This window comes from Sphingobacterium sp., from assembly GCF_039596235.1.
Lineage (GTDB): Bacteria > Bacteroidota > Bacteroidia > Sphingobacteriales > Sphingobacteriaceae > Sphingobacterium.
In genome coordinates this window covers 273,873-297,924 of record NZ_JBCNKE010000006.1, presented here as the reverse complement: position 1 = coordinate 297,924, position 24,052 = coordinate 273,873, and the positions used below count along the sequence as shown (strand labels likewise).

Genomic DNA, 24,052 nt, shown 5'->3' with positions numbered 1-24,052 from the left:
TTCTATCCTAATGATTTTATACATACCTTTGCAGGCTCAAATGCAAGATTGTGAAACATCTAAAACAATACAGAATTCCCTTTTCGGGGCTCAACGCTGGAAAGCACAATTTTGAATTTGACATTAATAAAAAGTTCTTTGACTGCTACGAACATTCGATTGTAAAAGATGGCAATCTGAAAGCAGAAGTTGAATTGCAAAAACAGGAAAATCTATTGATTTTGCATTTTGATATCCAAGGCGAGATTCAATTGACTTGTGATACCTGCTTGAAAGAGTTCATGTCACCGATTTCAATTCAGGAACGGATATTAGTCAAATTCACGGATGAAGATTGGACGGATAATACCGAAGAGGTGTTGATCTTATCCAAAAGCGACCATGAGTTGGATATAGCTGAGTTATTGTATGAATACATCAATTTAGCTGTTCCCTATATCGTAAAATGTGAAGAGCAAGGACAAGGGATACAATGTGATCCTGAAATGCTGGCACTATTTACAAGTGAGCCGGATTCAGAGGAACAAAAAGAAGAAGAAATTATCGACCCACGTTGGGAAGCATTGAGAAATATTAAAAATAACTAAAACAAAAATACGAGATGGCACATCCAAAACGTAAAACTTCTAAATCAAGAAGAGACAAAAGAAGAACACATTATAAAGCTGAAGCTCCTAGCTTGACAGTATGTAAAGAAACTGGCGCAGTTCATTTACCTCACCGTGCTTACAAAGTAGACGGAAACTTGTATTACAACGGTAAATTGATCATTGAAAATACAGCTGTTGTCTAAGGTAAACCTTTCATAACACCAAAACATCCCAAACAAGCAATATTTTAGAAATTTGCTTTATTTTGGGATGTTTTTTGCGTATTATTGATTTACTAAATAATAACGGATGAAGATTGGTTTAGATATTTTAGGAGGAGATTATGCTCCTAAAGCAACGATAACAGGTGCTATTGAGGCACAAAAACAGCTTACTGGAGACCAAAAGATAGTCCTTTTTGGTAAAACTGAAGAGACTAAACAATTAATCGATCAAGCCGGAGGAAATTCATCTGACTTTGAATATGTGGAAGCTCCAGAAGTCATTGCAATGGGTGAACATCCAACCAAAGCGATAACTCAAAAACCCAACTCAAGCATTGCGAAGGGATTTGAATATTTAAAAAACAAAGAAATCGACTCATTCGCATCCGCTGGTAACACTGGAGCCATGCTCGTGGGATCGATGTTCAGCGTAAAAGCTATTCCAGGCGTATTGCGCCCAGCCATAGCATCAATTGTTCCAAAATTGAAATCAGGATTCGGAATCCTACTGGATGTCGGTGCAAACGCAGACTGTAAGCCAGAGATGCTGAATCAATTTGCAATGTTGGGCAGCCTCTTTGCCGAGCATGTATTCAATGTATCCAACCCAAAAGTGGGATTGTTGAACATCGGAGAAGAAGAAGAAAAAGGAAACATCCTGACAACCTCTACCTACCCCCTACTTAAAGCCAACGACAAGATTAACTTTATCGGAAATGCAGAAGGCCGTGACCTGTTTAGTGACCATGCCGACGTCTACGTCTGTGATGGATTTACAGGTAATGTAGTCCTGAAACTTGCAGAATCATTTTATGTAGTGACCCTGAAAAAAGGTTTTAAAGATGATTTCTTCGACCGATTCAACTACGAGCAGTACGGCGGTAGTCCAATCTTGGGAGTCAATGCTCCTGTCATTATTGGTCATGGTATTTCAACACCGGAGGCCATTAAAAATATGGTTTTATTTTCAAGAGATATGATCGAGTCTAAATTCATTGACAGCATCAGATCTATTTTCAATTAAGTATTTATGTCAAAGATTCATGCCGCGATTACGGCTGTAAATGGTTACGTTCCCGATTACATCCTCACCAACAAAGAGTTGGAAACAATGGTCGATACCAACGACGAGTGGATTGTATCACGAACAGGAATCAAAGAGAGACGCATCTTAAAGGGCGAAGGGCTTGCTACATCAGATCTTGCTGTACCTGCCGTTCAGGGTTTATTGAAAAAGAGAGGAATAGAAGCGACGGATATCGATTTAATTATCTTTTGTACCAGTACACCGGATATGCTGTTCCCGGCCACCGCAAACATCTTAGCCGATAAAATCGGAGCAACAAATGCTTGGGGCTTTGACCTACAGGCGGCTTGCTCAGGCTTCCTGTTCGGTCTGAATACCGGAACACAGTTTATTACGGCTGGTACGCATAAAAAAGTGCTTGTTGTTGGGGCTGATAAAATGTCATCGGTCATCAATTACCAAGATCGCAATACCTGTATCCTTTTTGGAGACGGTTGTGGTTGTGTGTTATTGGAGCCAAATGAAGAAGGATTGGGTATACAGGATGCCATTTTGAAAACAGATGGTTCAGGTGGCCAATTCCTTAATATTAAAGGCGGAGGATCATTAAATCCGGCCTCACATGCCACTGTTGACGCAGGTCTGCATTATGCTTACCAAGAAGGTCGTACAGTATTCAAATTTGCTGTGACCAACATGGCCGATGTTGCCCATGATATTATGGTAAAAAATAATCTGAAGTCAGAAGACATTGCTTGGTTGGTACCACATCAGGCCAACAAACGCATCATCGATGCAACAGCAGAACGTGTAGGTCTTCCGGAAGAAAAAGTGATGGTGAACATCCAAAAATATGGAAATACAACCAGCGGAACAATTCCCCTATGCCTATGGGAATGGGAATCTCAATTGAAAAAAGGAGATAACCTGATCCTTGCCGCTTTCGGTGGCGGTTTCACCTGGGGATCCATCTATTTAAAATGGGCGTATTAATTGTCCATTTTATGGTATAATTTATTACTTTTGACAGTTAGAATTTTTTAAGAAACAAACAAAACCTAGAATACTATGGGTATGGATATCAAACAAATTCAAGACTTGATTAAATTCGTTTCAAAATCAGGTGTGAATGAAGTCTCGATTGAAGAGCAAGATTTTAAAATTACAATAAAGACAAATCAAGAGCCTACGTACGTTACAGCTTCTGTTCCAGCAGCTGCACCGATTGCTGCTGCTCCTGTTGCGCAAGCGGCAGCACCAGCTCCAGCCCCTGTGGCTACGCCAGCTGCTCCAGCAGCTAACGCTGACGCGAACTTGATTACAATCAAATCACCAATGATCGGTACTTTCTACCGTTCAGCAGGACCTGGTAAACCATCTTTTGTGAACGTTGGTGATGAAATCAATACAGGTAATGTATTGTGTATTGTTGAAGCAATGAAATTGTTCAACGAAATCGAATCTGAAGTTTCTGGTAAAATCGTTAAGATTTTGGTAGAGGATGCTCAACCTGTTGAGTATGACCAACCATTATTCTTAGTTGAGCCTAAGTAATTTACAAACGTAAATGAATATGATGTAGCCTCCAAAAGGGCTACATTTTTGTAAACTTCATAATTCAAGACAATGTTTAAAAAAATACTAATTGCAAATAGAGGCGAGATTGCCCTGCGCATTATCCGTACCTGCCGTGAGATGGGTATCAAGAGTGTTGCAGTATATTCAACCGCAGATAGAGACAGCTTACACGTACGCTTTGCTGATGAGGCGGTCTGTATCGGCCCTCCACCGAGTAAAGACTCTTACTTAAACATTCCGAACATTATTTCTGCGGCTGAATTAACAAACGCTGACGCGATTCACCCAGGATATGGTTTCTTGTCCGAAAATGCACGTTTTTCAGCAATCTGCGCTGAGTATGGTATCAAATTTATTGGTGCTACCGCAGAGCAAATCGAAAAAATGGGCGATAAGTCCCGTGCAAAGGATACCATGAAAAAAGCCGGTGTACCTACTGTACCTGGGTCGGATGGTTTGATCTCAAACGTAAAAGAAGGGATCACATTAGCCAATGAAATCGGTTACCCCGTTATCATCAAGGCTACTGCCGGTGGTGGTGGCCGCGGTATGCGCATCATCTGGAAAGACGAAGAATTCGAACCAGCTTGGGATTCTGCCCGTGTGGAATCCGCAGCCGCATTTGGCAACGATGGTATCTACCTTGAAAAATATGTAGAAGAACCGCGCCACATTGAATTCCAGATTGTAGGCGATCAGTTCGGTACCGTATGTCACTTATCAGAACGCGACTGCTCGATCCAACGTCGTCATCAAAAATTGATCGAAGAATCTCCTTCACCATTTATGACACCTGAGTTAAGAGCTAAAATGGGTGAAGCTGCGGTGAAAGGTGCAAAAGCTGTAAACTATGAAGGTGCCGGTACAATCGAATTTTTGGTTGACAAACACCGCAACTTCTATTTTATGGAGATGAATACACGTATTCAGGTAGAGCATCCCGTAACGGAAGAAGTAATCAACTTCGATCTGATCAAAGAACAGATCAAGGTTGCTGCTGGTATTCCGATCTCCGGAAAAAATTATGAACCGGAAATGCACGCGATCGAATGTCGTATCAATGCCGAAGATCCGTTCAACAACTTCCGTCCTTCACCAGGCAAAATCACGAACTTCCATTCACCGGGAGGTCATGGTGTACGTGTAGATACACACGTATACTCGGGTTATACCATTCCGCCAAACTACGATTCGATGATCGCAAAATTGATCTGTGTGGCACAGACTCGTGAAGAGGCCATCTGTACCATGGAGCGTGCATTGAGCGAATTCGTGATTGAAGGTATCAAAACAACCATTCCTTTGCACCTGAGATTGATGCGTGACCCTAACTTTAGAGCCGGCAATTTCACCACAAAGTTTATGGAAACATTTGACCTAACTGAATATCCTGTAGAAGATTAAATAAAATTATCTTTACATACATAAAAAATACCATTCTTTACAATAAGAATGGTATTTTTGTTTTCAAACAATTTTTATGAGTACACCAAATTCGAAAGATCTAATACAAGCTATCAAAAATAAGGGGAAGAATATAGAAGCCGAGATGTCTTTCTTTGACCATCTTGAGGTCTTAAGATGGCATTTGGTCCGTTCAGCTATCGCTATCTGTATCTTTGCAGGTATCGCATTCACATTCTACGATTTTGTATTTAAAGATATTATCATGGGACCCAAAAATCTGGATTTTTGGACCTACCGCATGATGTGTAAAGCCGCTGAGGTATTCAATTTGGCTGATTTCTGTGTCAAGAAAATCCCTTTTAATATTATCAATACAGAATTGGCGGGGCAATTTATGCTCCAGATCAACTCCTGCTTGTTGATGGCTTTGATGATGGGTTTCCCTTATCTTCTTTTCGAAATTTGGCTATTTGTAAAACCAGCTTTGACAGATGTGGAAAGACGTTCCGCACGTGGATTTGTGTTTTACTCTTCTGTATTGTTTATTTTAGGCGCACTGTTCGGATATTACATTGTTGTACCATTATCCATCAATTTCCTAGCGAATGTATCCTTAAGTGATGAAATCGTCAACCAGATTACAATAGACAACTATCTGTCTACCATCGCGACGTTGACATTAGGTTGCGGGATTGTGTTCCTACTACCGATCATGGTATTTATTCTATCTAAAATAGGCATTATGACGCCTGAATTTATGCGTGCAAGTCGTCGTTATGCAACAGTAATCATTTTAGTTATCGCAGCAGTAATTACACCTTCTGCAGATATTATTACCATGTTGACCGTTGCTGCGCCTATGTTCTTATTATATGAAATAAGTATCATGGTCTCCGCGGATGTCAAAAGAAAAAAATTAGCACAAGAAAAATAAAATAACAAGAGAAATGAGCAGTGTAAAGAAAATCGCGATCGGAAGTGACCATGCAGGTTTTGAATACAAAACGGCATTGGTTAGCTTTTTAAATGAATTGGGTTATGAAGTAACCGACTTTGGAACAAACTCCCCAGATTCGGTCGATTACCCAGATTTTGCACATCCCGTCGCATCTGCGGTAGAAAATAAAGAGGCTGATGCAGGTGTATTAATCTGTGGTAGTGCCAATGGTGTTGCGATCACGGCCAATAAACATCAGAATATCCGCGCCGCGATCTGTTGGTTGGAAGAAATTTCGGCATTGGCACGTCAACATAATGATGCCAATGTGGTATGTGTCCCAGCCCGTTTTATCGATCTTGATCTAGCTAAAAAGATCGTATCAACTTTTATGACAACCGAATTTGAAGGTGGACGTCATGCTAATCGTGTCAATAAAATAGCTTGCAGCTGTTAATAAATTAACATATTTTAAGAAGCGGATGAAGGGTAGAAGATACTTTTCATCCGCTTTTTTAGTTATATTGTATATAATTAAGGTGATCAAAATTGGCATTGCTATCACTCATATTGTTATGAACATAATAACGCACAGTCGTTAATAGCTATCAAACGATCATCCTATATTTAACAATAAGTATTGCGTACAACGAGAATCTAAGCTTACAGCCCCGGATCTCAATACGCAATACCAAATTCTCAATACGAAATGAAGAAAATACATAACCTGATCTGGATAGCGTTGTCTATGGTAAGCTGTGCTCAGGCACAGGATGTCAGCAGCAAGTACGCGAGTGAAATCACCGTAGAATCTACACAAAAACATCTGCGCACGCTTGCTTCTGTAGACTTTGAAGGAAGAGGAACAGGGCAGAAAGGCGGTCAACTGGCTGCAGATTATATCGCAAACGAGTTCAAAAAATATGGCCTTTCAGCACCAGTAAATGGATCATATTTCCAACCCCTTCAGCTTATACACAATAGTTTTAAGGTCAAACAATTTACAATTAATGACCGACCGTTCCTAAATGGAAAAGATATTTTCATCATTGGCAACAACGAGAATAAACTCTTTGAAAGCGATGAGATTATCTTTATAGGCTACGGCATTGAGGATTCAAAATACTCCGATATTGCGGGACTTGACCTGACCAATAAAGTTGTGCTATTATTAAACGAAGGTGAACCTACTGATGATAAAGGAAATTCATGGATCACCGGAAAAAAAACACCATCGGACTGGTCGACGAGCAGGAACAAAAAAATAAAAGAAATTCTCAAGAAGAAACCAAAATTAATATTAGCCGTCAACAGCCAGTTATCCCAATTACTTGAAGAGGCTGGAGACCGCGCGACAGAAGGACGTTATAACCTTGCTGTTGATCAACCTGCCCCCGAAAAGTCGCCGATGATTCCGGTCATCAACATTACCGACCATGCTGCAAATTATATTTTTAATCTTGCACGCACAAATCTGGCTGCTGTTGTCGGCAAAATCAACCGTTCAGGACAGGCAAATTCCTTTGTTATCAACACCCAGCTTAAGGCTGAATTCGGCACCAATGCCAAACCTTTAACTGACCCCAATGTTTTGGGATACCTGGAGGGAACCGACAAAAAAGATGAAATTATAGTCATTGGCGGACATTACGATCATGACGGCAAAGATTCCAAAGGAACTATCTTCTTTGGTGCGGATGACAATGCCTCCGGAACAACGGCAGTATTGGAACTTGCCCGAAGCTTTGCCCGCGCAAAGGCCGAGGGGAATGGTCCAAGACGCAGTATCCTGTTTGTTACCTATGCGGCTGAAGAAAAAGGGCTACTGGGTTCTAAATTCTACACCGAAAATCCCATCTTTCCGTTGGCAAATACCGTTGCCTGCATTAACATTGATATGATTGGTCGTGTAGATGATAAACACCTCAAAGGAAACCATGACTATATCCATGCAATCGGCTCAGACAAACTGAGTTCCGAGCTATATCAGATCAATAAGGATGAAAATGAAAAACACAGCAAGCTGGAAATAGATTATATGTATGATAATCCGAAAGATCCAATGCGTCTTTATTACCGGTCAGATCATTATAACTTTGCGAAAAAAGGAATACCATCCATCTTCTACTTTTCGGGGCTCCATCCGGACTATCATACACCGGCCGATACCTATGACAAAATAGACTTCCCATTGATGGTTAAACGGGAAAAATTGGTCTTTTTTACGGCATGGCAGATCGCGAATAGAGATCAGCGATTAATTATCGATAGCAACAAAGAATAATAAGTCAACTTTGTGTTCAAAAAAAGGGAGTCCCAGTGTTTAAACACTGGGACTCCCTTTTTTTGAAGATCATCCAGAACAAAGCCCTCAATAATTTGTTATATTTATTACAAGACAACAAAATACATATGGCTTTTGTAGATTACTATAAAGTGCTCGGCATTGATAAAACGGCTTCGGCTGATGATATCAAAAAAGCATATCGAAAACTAGCGCGTAAATACCATCCTGATGTCAACCCCAATGATAATGAGGCTAAACAACGGTTTCAGGAGATTAATGAAGCAAATGAGGTATTGTCCGATCCCGAAAAACGCAAAAAATATGACCAATATGGCGAGCATTGGCAGCATGGCGAGGAATATGAAAAGGCACAACAGCAATACAGACAATCCCAATCTGCTGGTGGCAATCCTTTTGGCACAGGGGGCAACCCTTTTGGCGGCTCAGGTTCTTACGAGTATACCGGAAATTTTGATGATGGTCAATTCTCAGATTTTTTCGAACAGATGTTTGGCAGTCGACGCGGTGGAGGCAGACAAAGTACCTTCCGTGGGCAGGACTTCAATGCCGAACTGAGTTTATCACTCCAACAGGCCTATACAACTCACCAACAAACCTTTAACATCAACGGCAAGAGCATCCGCATTACGATTCATGCAGGTGTCGAAGACGGACAGAAAATCAAATTAAAGGGCTATGGCAGTGAAGGAATCAATGGCGGACCTAAAGGCGATCTGTATATTACAATCAATATCACTCCCGACGCCAATTTCAAACGTCAGGGAAATGACCTGTATACTTCGTTGGATGTAGATCTCTATACAGCCATTTTAGGCGGAGAGGCAACGCTGGATACCTTCGGCGGTAAGATCAAATTAAAGATTAAACCTGAAAGTCAAAACGGAGCAAAAATGCGGCTCAAAGGCAAAGGATTCCCGGTCTATCGGAAAGAGGGCGAATTTGGCGATCTATATGTCAGCCTAAATATTAAAATGCCGAGCAATTTATCTGAAGAAGAAAAGGCATTGTTTCAGCAACTGAAGGATTTAAAGCATTAATCTCATGGAAACAACACTCATAAAAGTTATAGACTTCTGTCAATCCAGAAAAGTTGAAACAACTTTCCTGCAGACCATGGAGGAATATGGTCTTATACATATTGTCATACAAGAAGAAGAACAATTCATTGACGAAGATGAACTCAAAAAACTGGAACGCTTCTCCAATCTCTATTATGAACTGGAAGTAAATCCACAGGGGATTCAGGTGGCCCATCAGCTATTGAATAAGGTCGAACAACTCCAAAATGAAATTGTACAGCTTAAAAATAAATTAAAAGCCCTGGATTATTAATCCCGGGCTTTCATATTCCCCCATAAAATAGAAGAACTAGAATACAACATCCTGCTCCGTATTGATTTTGGTCTGCCAGACAATTTTATCCTGTAGTGTTGTATAGATAATCTCATAATCGCCTTTGCAGACAACAAAGGACCCATAAAAATCTCTGGGCTTCATTAAGCGATAGACCACCAAGGCGCGCTTTCCTTCAACCATTCCGTATGCTTTCATCAGCATATATCCGGTTTTGTTAATTTTCTCTTCGGGGATCTTATAGTCCAGGTGCGAACGGCTTCCATCATCCGCACAGTGTATTGTCGTTCGGCTCGGCGTAAAAATATAGCGGTTTCGGTACATGGCAACATTAGATTGCACAATATCTTTTGCCCAGGCAATATCTTCAACATCAGCCGGAAGCAGAAAGATCATACTTAACATTTTTTCCTGCCAAAGCCGGTCATTGAATGGAATAACAAAATGAAGTACCTTCCGTCCTTTAAATTCACCTATATTATAGAAATAGCGCCCTTCCTTGTTTTCCTCGCGCTGGAAAGTAGTCAGATCCAGTAAATGATTTTTTTTGCCTTTAGCATTCGGATAATTGTTCATTACTGCAAGGATATCATAACTGTAACTTCCTTTTAGACTTCCCGTAAATAACACCTTGTAGGCAGTGTCCGCGTAATTGAGATGCTTGAGGACATTTTTGTATTTCACATTGACCTTACTGACATTGATCGGGCCGGTATAAGTATTCCAGTTTTCCTCTCTTAAAAGATCATCACCCAGAAATACCGCCAGTTCCTTGTCAATATTGATAAAATACTCATCACCTTCCACGGTGTAACCATTTGGTACAACCTGATAGGATTTGCAGGACGACAGCATAGCACATAGGGACAGTGTGATAAACAGCAGAAACGTTCTTTCTTTTTTAAACATCTGAGAGGTCTCCTATGATTTTAGCTTTTGCACCTTTAGCCCCTCCCAACGATAAACATCATATGAATTTCCATTTCTTTTCATCACCTTTAATGTCAGCTCATATTGATTTCTAACCTGTCGGCCATCAAGAAGTCCGGGTCTCCATTTTACTCCGCGTTGCAACAGTTTTACAAGCTCCTGTGCAGCCTTCGCATCAGGCGTATTAAGGATTTTAAAGTCATTCAAACTGCCATCTTTTTCAACCATAAACTGTACGACGACATTGCCATCCTCCCCCGTCGAATTTGGATTATAATTCTTTATGACATAATCTCTGTAGGCAATCATCCCCCCTATGGGTTCCGAATTTACATCCACCCGCGTATAATTTTTCACATATCCCCCATCTGGCGTAAACTTAATGCGAAAAAAACCAGTGGATTTTACGGGTTTGCCCTCTACCACAGCGGGATTCCATTTCGTTTTCTGTAAAAGTCTTGCAGCCTCCTGAGCAAATGCTCCCCCTAAATCCGAATTGGTCAACACTGAATTGATGGTACCATCCGCATTGATTGTTAAATAAGCCTGGATAACAGGATCAAGATCTTCTTTGGAAATCTTCCTGGGAAATTTAAAATTCTGAATAAACCATTTCTCAAGCCCTTCACGACCCAAGACCGGACTTCCCGCTGGATTTTCACGCACAACCTGATTCTCTTTCCCATCACTTAGATTTAGACGAATCGGCAATGTATAAGCCACTCGAACGGCCCGCCCATTTTGAATTCCCGGCTTCCACTTTTTCGCTTTTTTCATTAATTCCAATGCAGCCTCTTTCGTGCCATACCCCAAATCCCGCCTTACTTTGAAATCGGAAAGACTACCATCTTTTTCTACAACAAAAGAAATCTCAATGATACCATTCAGCTTTTTCTCAAGCGCTTCTTTAGAATATGTATAATTTGTAGATATCCAGTTCATAAAATTGGCCATTCCTCCGATTGGCTCCGGGTTAACCTCAACCGCTGTAAATATCGCATTGAAGGTTGGATCAAGCGAATCGAGCTTGGTATTCCCATCCTTCACCTTTTTTTCTGCCATGGCTCGCTCAGCATCCAATTTAGCTTGTTTGGCGTCGGCTACTTTTCTATTTTTGGTTGTATCTGATCGGAGTTCCCTATTGTTGGTGAATAGACCATCCTCCGCCTTTATCGTCTCCGTTGGCGTCTTTAGTTCCACTTGATTGATCGAACTCTCGACGTCTGAAACAATATCCTTGGCACGTGTGGTATTAAAGACCAAAGTAGACCCCATGACGACCAGCAACATAGGTAATACGGCAGCATATAATAAACGCTTTTTTCGCGCCGATTTATTCTTAAATAACATCATAATTCTTTTCTTTAAAAACGAATGATTAGAAAACTCATGCGTGAGTGCCAGATGATCCACCTTCAGGGCATGAGCAACCAGCATTTCGGCGTAAGCCACCTTGTCCGTTGAGCAGACTTCATCGGCAATACACTCATGCTGAAACTTTAACTCCTTTTGAAAGAAATATAAAATCGGATTAAACCAGTTGAAAATTTTCAACAGTTCCATCAAAAGCAGATCATAAGAGTGGCCCTGTTCGACATGAACACGCTCATGCGATGCTATACTGCCCCTATCTGTAATAGATCCGCCAATGACGATTTTATTGAAAAATGAGAAACTTAAATAATCATGCTCGTGACGTAATGCCCGAAACAGCTGTATTATCCGAACTAGCAGTAAAACGCATGCTATCGCAACGCCCGTCCAATATACATAAGTCAAGATATCAACCAAATAAATAGGCTGTTCCTTTGGGGTACTGATAGCGATATCCATATAACCACTCAGATCCACCATTGGTATGGAATAGGAAATAACCTCGTTTTTCGGTAATTCAATAAAAATCCCGATTGGCGCCAAGAGCGAGAATATAATCATCCCGATCAAATAAATCCGGTTCCATTGGAAAAAAGTGAGTTTACGAAATATCAGCCTATAGAGCGCAAAGCTGATAATCAATGAAACATTGACAATCAATAAGTAAATCATAATCAAAAGTTTATAAGAGGCGGTTGTTGCTATTTGTTTTTTCGGATAATCGAAAGAATATCATCTAGTTCTTTGACATCCAATTTATTTTCTTCCAGAAAATAAGAAAGCATACTTTTGGGAGAATTATCAAAATAATTATTCAACAACTTACCGGTAATTCCTTTTTTATATTCCTCTTTTGAGACTTTCGGTAAATACTGATGGCTTTTACCAAAAGATTCATGCGTCACAAAACCCTTGGTTTCGAGAATACGCACTATCGTTGAAACTGTATTGTAAGCAGGTTTCGGTTCGGGTAGTCGGTCAATGATATCCTTGACAAAACCACGTCCCATTTCCCAAAGCTCCTGCATAATCTGTTCTTCTGCTTTAGTCAATTCTTTAAAATCTTCCATAACTCCTTATGATTAACAGTACTGTTGTAATCGATTACAATACAAGTATATAACTAAAGAAATAGTTTTACAACTATTTCTTTAGTTATATACACAACAATCTGATTATTAATTCAATAAAATTCAACTAACCACTGTTTTATAACAAATTAATCCTCAAAACTTCGTCTACGTGAAGCTTTCAATTGAGATTGTTGTTTTTTGCGGTCCAACCTTTTTAGCACGCTGGAATAGGGTATTTTGGTTTTCTTTCTTGGCTTGCTGGGCACAAGCGCATCTTCCACAAGATGAAGAAAACGGTCAATGGCGATTTCTTTGTTTCTTACCTGTGAGCGGTCCGTATCCGATTCCAATTGCAATATTCCTTCTTTATTGATACGATTCGAAAGCTTTTCAGCTATTAGAGCCTTTTCTTCGGCCGAAAATACAGCAGACCGCTCCACATCCCACTGCAGGGTAACCTTGGAAGATACTTTGTTGACATGTTGCCCCCCTGCTCCACCAGACCTTGAAAATTTAAACGTCAGTTCCCCTATTAATCCTGTTATATTCATTTGTCTTTAAATGCTTCTTCAATTTTTTCCATTTTCTGTAGCAGGAAGCTTAATTTTTCTACCTGCTCGCGCTGTATTTCAGCCAGTTCCTGCTCTTTTCTAATAATGAGATGATCTATTTTTTCATGTAATTCCCTGATTTCGAGTTCCGCCTTCAGGTTCACCATATAATCATTCCGTGCCCGTTCACGATCCTTAGCCTCCTGCCTATTTTGGCTCATCATAATAACAGGGGCCTGTAGTGCAGCCACGCAGGACAAGATGAGATTAAGCAGAATAAATGGATACGGGTCAAATCCCTTGTTATGTAACCAATACATGTTGACTCCGATCCAGATCAGCAAAAATACGACGAAGGAAATAATAAAAGTCCAACTACCACCAAATTCCGCAACCTTATCCGCTATGCGTTCGCCTATTGAGAGCGCTGCAGCCCCCTCATTATCCAGATTTGCACTGATCACCTTATTATCCTTAAAGCTCTGTATCACTTGCTGATCCAGCTGACTGAGCTGGCCGGACTCGTCCTTCAAAAATTCAGTAATATAGGCTTCCTTAAATCGTGTCAGCTCTGTCGCTGCGATAGCGTTATCTTTTCTAAAATTTGGATATTCCTTGCGGATCAGTTTAAAAATAGGCTGTCGGATAGAAGCGCCCAAAATACGTTGTTCCAAGGGGAATTGTTGGCCTGAAATATCACTTATGAAATTGTCCATATACCACTCAAATGTCTACTTAAAGATAATGCTTTTTAAGTAATCAAAAAATTCACAAAACTATGGCAATTGGTTTTTGTTATTTTAGGCATAAATAGCCGAAATTTGCAACACAAAAAATCAGATGATGAAAACGTCTGGATCTACTCCGCGCAATAGTGAGCGGTATAAGATCAGACAGCTTTATCACGTTTAAAATAAAAACGGGTGCCGCGGGTTCATTTAGACTCAATGAAAGCGAACACTAATAAAAAATTACACAAATGAAAATAGGCATTGTTTGTTATCCCACATTTGGTGGCAGTGGTGTTGTGGCAACGGAATTAGGAAAGGCTTTAGCGGCCAATGGACATGAGATCCATTTTATAACCTATCGACAACCCGCACGCCTAGATTTCTTTTCGGAAAACCTATACTATCACGAAGTAGCTGTATCCCAATATCCACTTTTTGACTTTTTACCTTACGAATCTGCACTTGCCAGTAAATTGGTCGATGTCGTACGTTTTGAAAAGCTGGATCTGATCCATGTACATTACGCCATTCCCCATGCTTCAGCAGCATTTATGGCCAAGCAGATCCTACTGACCACCTATGGAATCAATATCCCCGTAGTAACCACTTTACACGGTACGGACATCACCCTTGTTGGAAAGGACAAAAGCTTCAGCCCGGTGGTTACCTTCTCCATCAATCAGTCTGATGGTGTAACTGCTGTTTCGCAGAACCTTAAAGATGAGACGCTACGGTATTTTGATATTTCCAGAGCAATTAAAGTAATCCCCAATTTCATTGATCTCGATAGATTCAGCAATAAGGATCGCTCCCATTTCAAAAAGGCCATCGCTCCGGGTAATGAGCGGATCTTAGTGCATACCTCCAATTTCAGAAAAGTAAAAAACACGGAAGATGTCATCCGTATATTTAAGAAAGTACATGATGTCATTCCATCCAAATTATTAATGGTGGGCGATGGACCTGAACGCCGTAATGCAGAAGAATTATCCAGAGAATTGGATGTATGTATGGATGTCCGTTTTTTGGGTAAACAGGATGCTGTTGAAGAGATCCTTTCAGTTTCCGATCTTTTTCTGATGCCTTCCAGTTCCGAAAGTTTTGGATTAGCGGCATTAGAAGCGATGGCCTGTCAGGTTCCAGTGGTGTCCTCCAATACCGGTGGATTACCCGAGTTGAATGAAAATGGTGTAACAGGGTTTCTCAGCAACGTAGGTGATGTGGATGATATGGCCAAGAATGCGATCTATATCCTAGAAGATGCGGAGCGATTGGAAAAATTTAAGGCAGCGGCATTAAATCACGCAAAAAAATTCCAATTGTCCAATATCATGCCTTTATACGAACAATATTATCAGGAAGTGATTGATCAAACAACAAAAGCGCAATAAATATCATTTTTGGCCTTAAGGGTTGAAAAAAAAATTTTATCTTTGACCTTTGGAAAATTTCCAAAAAAACAATTATGAAATACAAACGTATCTTATTAAAACTTAGCGGTGAATCCTTAATGGGTGACCAAAGCTATGGTATCGATATTAACCGTGTATCACAATACGCTAATGATATCAAAGAAATTCACGATCAAGGTTTAGAAATTGCAATTGTTATCGGTGGTGGTAACATTTACCGCGGTTTAAGCGCTGAAAAATCAGGAATGGACCGTGTTCAGGCGGACTACATGGGAATGCTTGCCACTGTTATCAACAGTATGGCACTTCAGGATGCTCTTGAAAAAGTAGGTAAAAAGACACGTTTACTAACGGCTATCAAAATGGAACAGATCTGTGAGCCATTTATCCGCAGAAGAGCGGTACGCCACCTTGAAAAAGGTCGTATTGTTATTTTCGGAGCTGGTACCGGAAATCCATATTTCACAACGGACACTGCAGCCTCTTTGCGCGCAATTGAAATCAATGCGGATGCAGTGCTAAAAGGAACACGTGTAGACGGTATCTATACTGCTGATCCAGAGAAAGATCCTAACGCGACAAAATTTGAGGAAATCTCATTCACAGAGGTCTACGAAAAAGGACTTAATGTAATGGATATGACAGCCTTTACCCTTTGTCAGGAAAACAAATTACCAATCATTGTATTTGACATGAACAAACCGGGCAATTTATTGAAACTTGCCAATGGAGAACATGTTGGAACTGTGGTAAAATAATTAATATCTGTAAAAAACGTAATCTTATATGAACGAACTAATTTCAATTGAATTGGACGATTGTAAAGACAAGATGTCCAAAGCAGTTGCTTACACGGAGTCAGAGTTAACAAAAATTCGCGCCGGTAAAGCTTCTCCATCGATGTTAGATGGTATTTCAGTCGATTATTATGGTAGCGCAACTCCGCTTTCGCAGGTTGCTAACATCAATACAACTGATGCTCGGACAATTGTCATTCAACCTTGGGAAAAATCACTCATCAACGCAATTGAAAAAGCTATTACGGATGCTAACCTTGGCATCAATCCTCAAAATGATGGTATTGTCATTCGCTTAAATGTCCCTCCTTTGACTGAAGAAAGAAGACGTGACCTGGTCAAAAAGGTAAAAGAAGAGACCGAAAGAGGCCGTATCGCTATCCGTAATATTCGTAAGGATACGAATGAGTCCATCAAAAAACTAAAAAATGACGGTGCCTCAGAAGACGAAATCAAAACGGCTGAAGGTGAAGTCCAAAAATTAACTGATGCGTATATTGTAAAAGTTGATAAATTGGCTGAACTGAAAGAAAAAGATATCATGACTGTTTAAAATCTTATTTTAAACATACTCAACGGGGATGTCCAAAGCCATTGGACATCCTCTTTTTTTTGCGTTTTTCCCCACGATCTCTTAACATTTACCCTTTTTTCATCGGACTCACTCTCACTTTCTAGGCAAACTCTTTTTATATTCCGGAAGTTCGATGCCATCTGTTCAAAAAAATATTTCCAGCAGGTTGTATTGATTTTTGAGCAAAATAATTGTACATTGTACACTACACATAATCAGTTATATGATGAACAATTCTCGCCGTCAATTTTTAAAGCAAGCTGGAATAGGTCTTTCGGCAGCTTATCTGATGCCCAATTTGTTATCTTGTCAAAATAAAGCGGGTGCTGTCAGCGACAACCCATTGCAGAATATAGGCGTACAGCTTTATTCCATCCGTGATTTAATGGATAAGGATCCGAAAGGTTCTTTGGAACAGGTCGCAAAAATAGGCTATAAACATGTCGAGCTCTATGGCATAGATCCGACTGCCAAACAATTCTGGAAATTACCCTATAAAGAGCTAAAAAAGATTCTGGACGACAATGGTCTTAAAACCCATTCGGGCCACTATGATATGTCCAAATACCTCAGTAAATCCCATACCGATAAGGAAGATCTATCTGTTTACTTTGACGCTGCAAAGGAACTTGGACAGGAATATGTGATTGCACCGGTTACACCGATGTTCGATATCAATGCGCTAAAAAAAGATGACTATCTCTATGCTGCAGAACAGCTCAATAAAGCGGGTGAACAGGCGAAGAAACTCGGATTAAAAATTGCATACCATAATCATTTCTGGGAATTCAGGGATTTGGGAAATAATACATCAGGGGAAGAAGTCATGCTGGCTTTTACGGAACCCGATCTTGTCGATTTTGAGCTTGATCTCTTCTGGGCGGAAAAAGCAGGGAAAAATCCGATCTCCATATTCGAAAAATTCCCTAAGCGGTTTAAACTATGGCACGTAAAGGATATGGATCGCACAAAATCAAATCCGATCGAATGGCCTAAAGATGGTAAGCTACCTGTTGAAGAGATCTTTAAGGAAATTAAATATACCGAAGTTGGTACCGGAAGTATCAATTTTGCCGAAATTGTGAAAGAAAAGGCTAAAGCTGGTCTGAAATACGCTTTCGTCGAACAGGATAATATCTATTTACCAAACAAGATGGAAAGTCTTAAAAAGAGCTACGATTACGTTCAGGCAAATCTGACCAAATAAAAAAGGGAAGCAAATGCTTCCCTTTTTTATTTTATAAATCCCTTTAGAATTGTGTATCCTCTACTTCAACCGCAGTTTCAATCACTTTCCGTGCAAGTTCTTCCTTGAAGTCAATAATGTTCTTACTGATCGCCTCATTATGGGTTCCTAGAATCTGAGCTGCCAAAATACCTGCATTTTTCGCAGCATTTAAGGCAACTGTGGCCACTGGAATACCGTTGGGCATCTGTAAGATTGATAATACCGAATCCCAACCATCAATGGAATTGGATGATTTTACAGGTACACCGATCACAGGCAAATGCGTGATTGAAGCCACCATTCCAGGTAAATGTGCTGCACCACCAGCACCCGCGATAATTACCTTTAAGCCACGGGATGACGCATCTTTTGCATAATCAAACATACGTTGTGGTGTACGGTGCGCCGATACGATTGTAACTTCAAATTCTACTCCAAGGACTTTCAGAACATCAATGGCATCCTGCATAACCGGAAGATCGGATTTACTTCCCATGATAATCCCTACCTGGGCCTTATTATTGACTGACATAGTATAATTAAGCTTTAACTTTTAATATTTCTTGTACTTTTCTCGCATTGGAAATGGCTTTTTCCCGATCATCATTAATGATACATACATGGCCCATTTTACGAAAAGGTTTTGTATACTTCTTGCCGTAAAGGTGCAGATAGACTCCTTCCATGGCCAACACCTCTTCTACACCATCATATTTTGCCAAGCCTTCGTAGCCATCCTCACCCAAGAGATTAATCATGACGGCATTTGTCCGACATCTGGTATCACCCATCGGCAAATTGAAAATGGCCCTTAAATGCTGCGCAAACTGAGATACATAATTTCCCTCGATCGTCTGATGTCCACTATTATGTGGGCGCGGAGCCAGTTCGTTCACAAGGATATCGCCATTTTTCGTTAAAAACATTTCCACGGCAAGTAAACCTACGATCTGCAGATCATCTGCAATCTTCTTCGCAATTGCTTCAGCACGTTGCTGAACCTCTATTCCATATAAAGATGGTGCGATAAGAAATTCCACTAAATTAGCCTGTGGATTGAATTCCATTTCCACCATTGGAAAAGTCGATACCTCACCTCTATCGTTACGTGCAACAATAACCGCGATTTCTTTTTCAAAATCCACCCATTCTTCAATCAGGCTTGGCTCTTCAAAGGCATGTTCAATATCAGCTTCCGTAACGATTTTCTTCACTCCTTTTCCATCGTAACCGTCTTTACGGAGTTTTTGAATATAAGGTAAATTCAAAGATGCATTGGTGAGATTATCCTTATTGGATATCAATTGAAATGCAGAAGTCGGGATATCATTTTGTTTAAAAAACTGCTTCTGTAATCCCTTATCCTGGATCAAGCGAATGATGCGGGACTGCGGATAAACAATTACCCCCTCTTCCTCCAATTTCTCCAGTGCATCCACATTTACTTTTTCGATTTCGATAGTAATCAAATCCAGGTCTTTACCAAAATTATATACCGTCTCAAAATCGCTCAATGAACCACATTCAAATTTATTGCAGAGCTTACGACAGGGCGCATTCTTGTCGGGATCCAATACATGAACGTTTACATTGTAATTAATGGCTTCCTGGATTAACATTCTTCCCAGTTGACCACCACCAAGAATGCCTAATTGCAGTTCACCATAAAAATCTTTTGCCATAGTTGATTTTAAAATCTTATAAAATTTATCTTTTAAGCTTTTTCTCTGAACAGCTGTTCACCTAATAAGCTTTCTTTATCTATCTTTTTTTGCAGCTCAATAAAAGCACCTATCAGTGCTTCCGGACGTGGAGGACAGCCTTGAACGTACACATCCACTGGGATGATCTTATCAACCCCTTTCACTACATGATACCCATGTTGCCAATAAGGACCACCACAATTGGAACAGGATCCCATCGAAATTACATATTTAGGATCTGGCATCTGCTCATATAGCTTTTTAATACGATCAGCCATTTTAAATGTGACTGTACCTGCAATAATAATAACATCCGATTGTCTTGGCGAAGGCCTTGGAAATACCCCCATCCGATCCAGATCATAAGTTGAAGCCATGGCACCCATCATTTCGATCGCACAACAGGCTATACCAAAACTCATCGGCCACATCGACGAAAGTCGTGCCCAGTTTAGCAGATCATCCAATTTGGCAACGACTACACCATTATTTTGCAACTGACTATCTAAACTCATGTCTACTCAGGTTTTTTAAATCGAGGTTTAAAAGCAATTTTTGGAGCACTTGTCGGTTCCTGAACGACAGCATGCTCCACAGCCTCAACTGCGGGCTGTTTATAATCCCGTACCTGATATGCGGTATTGTTCAATGCGGAATAAGCACTTTGGGGGATATTGACCGGAACCTTCGGTAGTGATACATTTGGTTTCACCCATTCCAAATCTCCTTTTTTCCAGACAAAAACCAACCCCAAGACCAAAACACCGATAAACATTGCCATTTCAATTAGCGTAAACCATCCCCATCGCCCGTCAGCAGCAATATATTCCGACTGTCCAAACACCGTCGCCCAGGGAAAAATAAAAATGAGTTCCACATCAAAAAGCAGGAATACCAAAGCGATGACGTAAAATCGAGGATTAAACTGTACCCAAGAGGATCCAATCGGATCTTCCCCACATTCGTAAGTAGCGGATTTAATGGGATTATTCTTTTTGGGAGAAATAAAACGGGCTAGAAAAATGGTCGCACAGACTAACAGCGCCCCTATCAGAAGAATGATAAGGATTTTGCCGTATTCCGATAATTGCGCGGGGTCATCCATAATGATTACAAATTTAACAATTATTTCGTTTACTCTAGCGAGGAACTTGAAATTACAAATTATTTATTAAAAATGGGGCATTGTATCTTCTACAATGCCCCATCCTATATAATGATACATTAAAATTACATTTTACCCGGCATTTTAGGCATATTGCGCATCAATTTAGCGGCCATTGCAGGATTAGACATCTGTTTCATCACTTTACGCATATCGCCAAATTGCTTCAATAATTTGTTCACTTCATTAATATCAGTTCCCGAACCTTTGGCAATACGTAAACGACGTTTTTGGTCAATAACATCCGGATTTTCACGTTCAAAAGGAGTCATCGAATCAATAATTGCTTCAATTGGTTTAAACGCATTATCATCGACTTCAATATCCTTCATTGCCTTTCCTACTCCCGGAATCATGCCCATCAAATCTTTCATGTTACCCATTTTTTTGATCTGTTGGATCTGCGATTTGAAATCATTGAAATCAAATTTATTCTTACGGATTTTCTTTTGAAGCTCAGCCGCTTGTTTTTCGTCGAACTGTTGCTGTGCACGTTCTACCAAAGATACGACGTCACCCATGCCCAAAATACGAGAGGCCATACGATCCGGATAGAAAACATCCAGTGCATCCATCTTCTCACCGGTACCAATAAACTTGATTGGTTTATTGACAACAGATTTTATGGATAATGCAGCACCACCACGTGTATCACCATCTAATTTGGTCAATACCACACCTGTAAAATCAAGACGATCGTTGAATGTCTTCGCTGTATTCACAGCATCCTGACCGGTCATCGAATCGACCACAAACAAGATCTCGTCCGGTTTGGTTGCTTCCTTAACTGCGGTAATCTCCACCATCAAAGGCTCATCTATGGCCAGACGACCGGCGGTATCGATGATGACAACATTATGGCCATTGCGTTTGGCCTCTTCAACCCCCGCTTTGGCGATAGCAATCGGATCCGTTGATTCCCTATTGACATACACCGGAACACCAACCTGTTCAGCCAGCACCTCCAATTGATCAATTGCCGCCGGACGGTAAACGTCGCCAGCTACCAATAATGGCTTTTTATTCTTTTTATCTTTCAGGTATAAGGCCAGCTTACCCGAAAAAGTTGTTTTACCCGCACCATTCAGACCCGCGATCAAAATAACAGTAGGGTTTTTACCGGTCTCTAATTCGGTAACAGATCCCCCCATCAATGCGGTCAATTCATCATTCATGATTTTTGTCAACAACTGACCCGGAGAAATACTTGTCAATACATTCTGCCCTAAAGCTTTTTGTCTAACATCATCTGTAAAAGTTTTAGCAGTCTTATAATTCACATCGGCATCCAACAATGCTTTGCGAATTTCTTTCATCGTTTCAGCAACGTTGATTTCGGTAATACTGCCTTGTCCTTTTAATACCTTAAAGGCCCTATCTAGCTTATCTTGAAGATTTGAAAACATAAAATCTGAATCTTATTCTATATAAACAGCAAAGTTAAAAAAATTGTCTGTACTAACCTCATTAACACCCCATAAAAAAATGCGACTATTAAAAATAATCGCATTTTTTTGTATACTCAAGTGGCACAACGACACATTAATCGCTTCTACGGCCACCAAATAAGATGGAAGCATAGTATAAAAGTGTTACCAAGGCACTTAAAGCAGCAACGACATAAGTCATGGCAGCCCATTTTAACGCATCTTTCGCTCCATCATGTTCCTCGCCATTGTAAGTTACGCCGGCATGGTTCAACCATTCCAAAGCGCGGTTTGACGCGTCAAATTCTACCGGAAGTGTAATGAACGAGAATATTGTGGTGATTGCCAAGGCACCCACACCTACTGCTAACAACCAGGGGTTACCGCCTTTGGAAAATGCAAATAACATCACACCGAGCATTAATACCCATGAGGTCAGTTTGGAAGCCACATTGACCATAGGCACCATTGCTGAACGGAACCCCAGCCATTTGTATGCTTTTGCATGCTGCACGGCATGGCCACATTCATGGGCCGCAACAGCTGCTGCAGCTACACTGCGACCGCTATACACCTCAGGACTCAAATTGACCGTTTTATCCGAGGGATTATAATGGTCACCCAAACGATCGGGAATGGAGATCACTTTTACATCATATATACCGTTATCGTTGAGCATTTTTTGCGCAATCTCAGCACCTGACATCCCATTCCCCAATGGCATCTCCGAATACTTTTTAAATTTGTTTTTAAATCGTGTCTGGACTATCAGGCTTACCACCATTATTCCAATAAATAAAATCAAGTACATAGCTTTTTTATATTTTTATCTTTATTCTCTTTTACTGTTTCAATCTAATGATCAAACGCCATTCCAATTCGCTCAAATCGGTGAAGGCATGAACTTCTAAGATAATAAAAAGCAGATAACTGACAAAAAGAACAGATTCTTCTGATGCCAACATGACATTGTAGCATAAAAAAGGGAGTGAAAAACTCACTCCCTCCTTGTTGTTATTTTCTAATTATAGTGCTTGCTTCCTTATCCCATCTGAAAAACCAGATCAGAACCTTCAATCATTTTGCGTAGGTTGCTCAATGCATAGCGCATTCTCCCTAAAGCTGTATTGATACTCACTTCTGTAATTTCAGCAATATCTTTAAAACTCATATCACAAAAATGGCGCATAATTAAGACTTCCTTCTGATCGTCCGGAAGTTTTTGGATCATTTTTTTTAAATCTACGTCCACCTGTTGTTTCAGCATCTTGGATTCAGCACTTTCATCACTGAATTCCAATACTTCAAAAATGTCAAATCCATCCGCATTTACAATATTTGGTGCCCGCTTGGCTTTTCTAAAAAAGTCAACGATCATATTATGTGCAATACGGATTGCCCAAGGCAAAAATTTCCCCTCTTCATTGTACTTGCCCGATTTTAAAGTGTTAATGATTTTAATGAAAGTCTCCTGGAAAATATCTTCAGCAAGATATTCGTCTTTTACTTTCATATATATAGAGGTGTAAATTTTCGATTTATATCGATTCAACAATGCCTCTAGGCCGGACTCTTGGCCCCCGACATACATTTGGATCAATTCTTGATCACTCTTACTTTTCAAAAGTCTCATACGTCACTTACTTTTTTAGCAGTTCGCAAA

Annotated in this window: 27 protein-coding genes; 15 read left to right on the top strand and 12 right to left on the bottom strand. The window is 40.2% G+C overall.

Annotation, left to right across the window (positions count from 1 at the left end):
• The first annotated feature begins 50 nt into the window (after window positions 1-50).
• From ABDW32_RS14670 to ABDW32_RS14620, 11 genes are all read left to right on the top strand, one after another.
• Window positions 51-587 carry a DUF177 domain-containing protein gene (locus tag ABDW32_RS14670; RefSeq protein WP_046672268.1) on the top strand — a complete coding sequence of 179 codons (537 nt, stop codon included), beginning with the start codon at window positions 51-53 and terminating at the stop codon, window positions 585-587.
• A 14-nt stretch (window positions 588-601) separates the two neighbouring features.
• Window positions 602-793, top strand: a complete 192-nt coding sequence (rpmF, locus tag ABDW32_RS14665) for a 50S ribosomal protein L32 (RefSeq protein ID WP_077437804.1) — start codon at window positions 602-604, stop codon at window positions 791-793.
• Between the two features lie 106 nt (window positions 794-899).
• Window positions 900-1,838 carry a phosphate acyltransferase PlsX gene (gene plsX / locus ABDW32_RS14660; RefSeq protein ID WP_077437805.1) on the top strand — a complete coding sequence of 313 codons (939 nt, stop codon included), beginning with the start codon at window positions 900-902 and terminating at the stop codon, window positions 1,836-1,838.
• Between the two features lie 6 nt (window positions 1,839-1,844).
• On the top strand, window positions 1,845-2,834 hold the full coding sequence (locus ABDW32_RS14655; RefSeq protein WP_343563638.1) for a beta-ketoacyl-ACP synthase III: 990 nt from the start codon (window positions 1,845-1,847) through the stop codon (window positions 2,832-2,834).
• 75 nt (window positions 2,835-2,909) lie between these two features.
• On the top strand, window positions 2,910-3,395 hold the full coding sequence (accB, locus tag ABDW32_RS14650; protein WP_343563637.1) for an acetyl-CoA carboxylase biotin carboxyl carrier protein: 486 nt from the start codon (window positions 2,910-2,912) through the stop codon (window positions 3,393-3,395).
• Between the two features lie 72 nt (window positions 3,396-3,467).
• Entirely contained in the window at window positions 3,468-4,823 is a 1,356-nt protein-coding gene (accC, locus tag ABDW32_RS14645) for an acetyl-CoA carboxylase biotin carboxylase subunit (protein WP_343563635.1), read from the top strand.
• 76 nt (window positions 4,824-4,899) lie between these two features.
• Window positions 4,900-5,760 (top strand): twin-arginine translocase subunit TatC, encoded by an 861-nt coding sequence (gene tatC, locus ABDW32_RS14640; protein ID WP_343563633.1) that lies wholly within the window; start codon window positions 4,900-4,902, stop codon window positions 5,758-5,760.
• A gap of 13 nt (window positions 5,761-5,773) precedes the next feature.
• Window positions 5,774-6,220 (top strand): ribose 5-phosphate isomerase B, encoded by a 447-nt coding sequence (gene rpiB / locus ABDW32_RS14635; RefSeq protein WP_282250232.1) that lies wholly within the window; start codon window positions 5,774-5,776, stop codon window positions 6,218-6,220.
• A gap of 252 nt (window positions 6,221-6,472) precedes the next feature.
• The gene (locus tag ABDW32_RS14630; protein ID WP_343563631.1) at window positions 6,473-8,047 is read left to right on the top strand and encodes a M28 family peptidase; all 1,575 of its coding nucleotides are present in this window, start codon (window positions 6,473-6,475) and stop codon (window positions 8,045-8,047) included.
• 128 nt (window positions 8,048-8,175) lie between these two features.
• Complete coding sequence (locus ABDW32_RS14625) at window positions 8,176-9,108, top strand: J domain-containing protein (RefSeq protein WP_343563629.1); 933 nt, start codon at window positions 8,176-8,178, stop codon at window positions 9,106-9,108.
• A 4-nt stretch (window positions 9,109-9,112) separates the two neighbouring features.
• Window positions 9,113-9,403 (top strand): chaperone modulator CbpM, encoded by a 291-nt coding sequence (locus ABDW32_RS14620; RefSeq protein ID WP_343563627.1) that lies wholly within the window; start codon window positions 9,113-9,115, stop codon window positions 9,401-9,403.
• A gap of 36 nt (window positions 9,404-9,439) precedes the next feature.
• Here ABDW32_RS14620 and ABDW32_RS14615 read toward each other — a convergent pair whose 3' ends face one another.
• The 5 genes from ABDW32_RS14615 to ABDW32_RS14595 form a co-directional block, all read right to left on the bottom strand.
• Entirely contained in the window at window positions 9,440-10,333 is an 894-nt protein-coding gene (locus ABDW32_RS14615; RefSeq protein WP_343563624.1) for a hypothetical protein, read from the bottom strand.
• A gap of 12 nt (window positions 10,334-10,345) precedes the next feature.
• Window positions 10,346-12,400, bottom strand: coding sequence for an energy transducer TonB (locus ABDW32_RS14610; RefSeq protein ID WP_343563622.1), 2,055 nt, complete (start codon window positions 12,398-12,400; stop codon window positions 10,346-10,348).
• A 29-nt stretch (window positions 12,401-12,429) separates the two neighbouring features.
• Window positions 12,430-12,798, bottom strand: a complete 369-nt coding sequence (locus tag ABDW32_RS14605; RefSeq protein WP_343563620.1) for a BlaI/MecI/CopY family transcriptional regulator — start codon at window positions 12,796-12,798, stop codon at window positions 12,430-12,432.
• A 149-nt stretch (window positions 12,799-12,947) separates the two neighbouring features.
• Window positions 12,948-13,352 carry an alternative ribosome rescue aminoacyl-tRNA hydrolase ArfB gene (arfB, locus tag ABDW32_RS14600; protein WP_343563618.1) on the bottom strand — a complete coding sequence of 135 codons (405 nt, stop codon included), beginning with the start codon at window positions 13,350-13,352 and terminating at the stop codon, window positions 12,948-12,950.
• Entirely contained in the window at window positions 13,349-14,068 is a 720-nt protein-coding gene (locus tag ABDW32_RS14595) for a DUF1003 domain-containing protein (RefSeq protein ID WP_343563616.1), read from the bottom strand. The genes arfB and ABDW32_RS14595 overlap by 4 nt, the downstream gene beginning before the upstream one ends.
• Before the next feature lie 263 nt (window positions 14,069-14,331).
• Here ABDW32_RS14595 and bshA point away from each other — a divergent pair, with 263 nt between their 5' ends.
• From bshA to ABDW32_RS14575, 4 genes are all read left to right on the top strand, one after another.
• A complete protein-coding gene (gene bshA / locus ABDW32_RS14590; protein ID WP_343563614.1) occupies window positions 14,332-15,474 on the top strand; it encodes an N-acetyl-alpha-D-glucosaminyl L-malate synthase BshA in 1,143 nt (380 codons plus the stop codon).
• A gap of 74 nt (window positions 15,475-15,548) precedes the next feature.
• On the top strand, window positions 15,549-16,253 hold the full coding sequence (pyrH, locus tag ABDW32_RS14585; protein ID WP_343563612.1) for a UMP kinase: 705 nt from the start codon (window positions 15,549-15,551) through the stop codon (window positions 16,251-16,253).
• A gap of 28 nt (window positions 16,254-16,281) precedes the next feature.
• On the top strand, window positions 16,282-16,845 hold the full coding sequence (gene frr / locus ABDW32_RS14580; protein ID WP_343563610.1) for a ribosome recycling factor: 564 nt from the start codon (window positions 16,282-16,284) through the stop codon (window positions 16,843-16,845).
• Window positions 16,846-17,089: 244 nt separating this feature from the next.
• Complete coding sequence (locus tag ABDW32_RS14575; protein WP_343563608.1) at window positions 17,090-18,073, top strand: sugar phosphate isomerase/epimerase; 984 nt, start codon at window positions 17,090-17,092, stop codon at window positions 18,071-18,073.
• A 43-nt stretch (window positions 18,074-18,116) separates the two neighbouring features.
• Here the strand turns inward: ABDW32_RS14575 and purE are convergent, their stop codons facing one another.
• The 7 genes from purE to ABDW32_RS14540 form a co-directional block, all read right to left on the bottom strand.
• A complete protein-coding gene (gene purE, locus ABDW32_RS14570) occupies window positions 18,117-18,626 on the bottom strand; it encodes a 5-(carboxyamino)imidazole ribonucleotide mutase (RefSeq protein WP_343563606.1) in 510 nt (169 codons plus the stop codon).
• 7 nt (window positions 18,627-18,633) lie between these two features.
• Complete coding sequence (locus ABDW32_RS14565; protein WP_343563604.1) at window positions 18,634-19,776, bottom strand: 5-(carboxyamino)imidazole ribonucleotide synthase; 1,143 nt, start codon at window positions 19,774-19,776, stop codon at window positions 18,634-18,636.
• 32 nt (window positions 19,777-19,808) lie between these two features.
• Window positions 19,809-20,312: an NADH-quinone oxidoreductase subunit B gene (locus ABDW32_RS14560; RefSeq protein ID WP_077437824.1), complete on the bottom strand. Its 504-nt coding sequence runs from the start codon at window positions 20,310-20,312 to the stop codon at window positions 19,809-19,811.
• Between the two features lie 2 nt (window positions 20,313-20,314).
• Window positions 20,315-20,902: an NADH-quinone oxidoreductase subunit A gene (locus ABDW32_RS14555; protein ID WP_343563601.1), complete on the bottom strand. Its 588-nt coding sequence runs from the start codon at window positions 20,900-20,902 to the stop codon at window positions 20,315-20,317.
• 125 nt (window positions 20,903-21,027) lie between these two features.
• Window positions 21,028-22,368: a signal recognition particle protein gene (gene ffh, locus ABDW32_RS14550; protein WP_121126251.1), complete on the bottom strand. Its 1,341-nt coding sequence runs from the start codon at window positions 22,366-22,368 to the stop codon at window positions 21,028-21,030.
• A gap of 136 nt (window positions 22,369-22,504) precedes the next feature.
• Window positions 22,505-23,200 carry a zinc metallopeptidase gene (locus tag ABDW32_RS14545; RefSeq protein ID WP_077437827.1) on the bottom strand — a complete coding sequence of 232 codons (696 nt, stop codon included), beginning with the start codon at window positions 23,198-23,200 and terminating at the stop codon, window positions 22,505-22,507.
• A gap of 231 nt (window positions 23,201-23,431) precedes the next feature.
• Window positions 23,432-24,022, bottom strand: a complete 591-nt coding sequence (locus ABDW32_RS14540; RefSeq protein ID WP_077437828.1) for a sigma-70 family RNA polymerase sigma factor — start codon at window positions 24,020-24,022, stop codon at window positions 23,432-23,434.
• Window positions 24,023-24,052: the final 30 nt, after the last annotated feature.

Excerpts from the sequence above, each read along its gene's own strand:
- ABDW32_RS14560 (WP_077437824.1), bottom strand. The coding sequence starts at position 20,312 with ATGAGTTTAGATAGTCAGTTGCAAAATAATGGTGTAGTCGTTGCCAAA.
- ffh (WP_121126251.1), bottom strand. The coding sequence starts at position 22,368 with ATGTTTTCAAATCTTCAAGATAAGCTAGATAGGGCCTTTAAGGTATTA.
- arfB (WP_343563618.1), bottom strand. The coding sequence starts at position 13,352 with ATGAATATAACAGGATTAATAGGGGAACTGACGTTTAAATTTTCAAGG.
- bshA (WP_343563614.1), top strand. The coding sequence starts at position 14,332 with ATGAAAATAGGCATTGTTTGTTATCCCACATTTGGTGGCAGTGGTGTT.
- ABDW32_RS14615 (WP_343563624.1), bottom strand. The coding sequence starts at position 10,333 with ATGTTTAAAAAAGAAAGAACGTTTCTGCTGTTTATCACACTGTCCCTA.
- ABDW32_RS14620 (WP_343563627.1), top strand. The coding sequence starts at position 9,113 with ATGGAAACAACACTCATAAAAGTTATAGACTTCTGTCAATCCAGAAAA.
- tatC (WP_343563633.1), top strand. The coding sequence starts at position 4,900 with ATGAGTACACCAAATTCGAAAGATCTAATACAAGCTATCAAAAATAAG.
- frr (WP_343563610.1), top strand. The coding sequence starts at position 16,282 with ATGAACGAACTAATTTCAATTGAATTGGACGATTGTAAAGACAAGATG.
- accB (WP_343563637.1), top strand. The coding sequence starts at position 2,910 with ATGGGTATGGATATCAAACAAATTCAAGACTTGATTAAATTCGTTTCA.
- rpiB (WP_282250232.1), top strand. The coding sequence starts at position 5,774 with ATGAGCAGTGTAAAGAAAATCGCGATCGGAAGTGACCATGCAGGTTTT.
- ABDW32_RS14625 (WP_343563629.1), top strand. The coding sequence starts at position 8,176 with ATGGCTTTTGTAGATTACTATAAAGTGCTCGGCATTGATAAAACGGCT.
- ABDW32_RS14630 (WP_343563631.1), top strand. The coding sequence starts at position 6,473 with ATGAAGAAAATACATAACCTGATCTGGATAGCGTTGTCTATGGTAAGC.
- plsX (WP_077437805.1), top strand. The coding sequence starts at position 900 with ATGAAGATTGGTTTAGATATTTTAGGAGGAGATTATGCTCCTAAAGCA.
- rpmF (WP_077437804.1), top strand. The coding sequence starts at position 602 with ATGGCACATCCAAAACGTAAAACTTCTAAATCAAGAAGAGACAAAAGA.
- pyrH (WP_343563612.1), top strand. The coding sequence starts at position 15,549 with ATGAAATACAAACGTATCTTATTAAAACTTAGCGGTGAATCCTTAATG.
- ABDW32_RS14655 (WP_343563638.1), top strand. The coding sequence starts at position 1,845 with ATGTCAAAGATTCATGCCGCGATTACGGCTGTAAATGGTTACGTTCCC.
- ABDW32_RS14595 (WP_343563616.1), bottom strand. The coding sequence starts at position 14,068 with ATGGACAATTTCATAAGTGATATTTCAGGCCAACAATTCCCCTTGGAA.
- ABDW32_RS14540 (WP_077437828.1), bottom strand. The coding sequence starts at position 24,022 with ATGAGACTTTTGAAAAGTAAGAGTGATCAAGAATTGATCCAAATGTAT.
- accC (WP_343563635.1), top strand. The coding sequence starts at position 3,468 with ATGTTTAAAAAAATACTAATTGCAAATAGAGGCGAGATTGCCCTGCGC.
- ABDW32_RS14565 (WP_343563604.1), bottom strand. The coding sequence starts at position 19,776 with ATGGCAAAAGATTTTTATGGTGAACTGCAATTAGGCATTCTTGGTGGT.
- ABDW32_RS14545 (WP_077437827.1), bottom strand. The coding sequence starts at position 23,200 with ATGTACTTGATTTTATTTATTGGAATAATGGTGGTAAGCCTGATAGTC.
- ABDW32_RS14555 (WP_343563601.1), bottom strand. The coding sequence starts at position 20,902 with ATGGATGACCCCGCGCAATTATCGGAATACGGCAAAATCCTTATCATT.
- ABDW32_RS14575 (WP_343563608.1), top strand. The coding sequence starts at position 17,090 with ATGATGAACAATTCTCGCCGTCAATTTTTAAAGCAAGCTGGAATAGGT.
- ABDW32_RS14605 (WP_343563620.1), bottom strand. The coding sequence starts at position 12,798 with ATGGAAGATTTTAAAGAATTGACTAAAGCAGAAGAACAGATTATGCAG.
- ABDW32_RS14610 (WP_343563622.1), bottom strand. The coding sequence starts at position 12,400 with ATGATTTACTTATTGATTGTCAATGTTTCATTGATTATCAGCTTTGCG.
- purE (WP_343563606.1), bottom strand. The coding sequence starts at position 18,626 with ATGTCAGTCAATAATAAGGCCCAGGTAGGGATTATCATGGGAAGTAAA.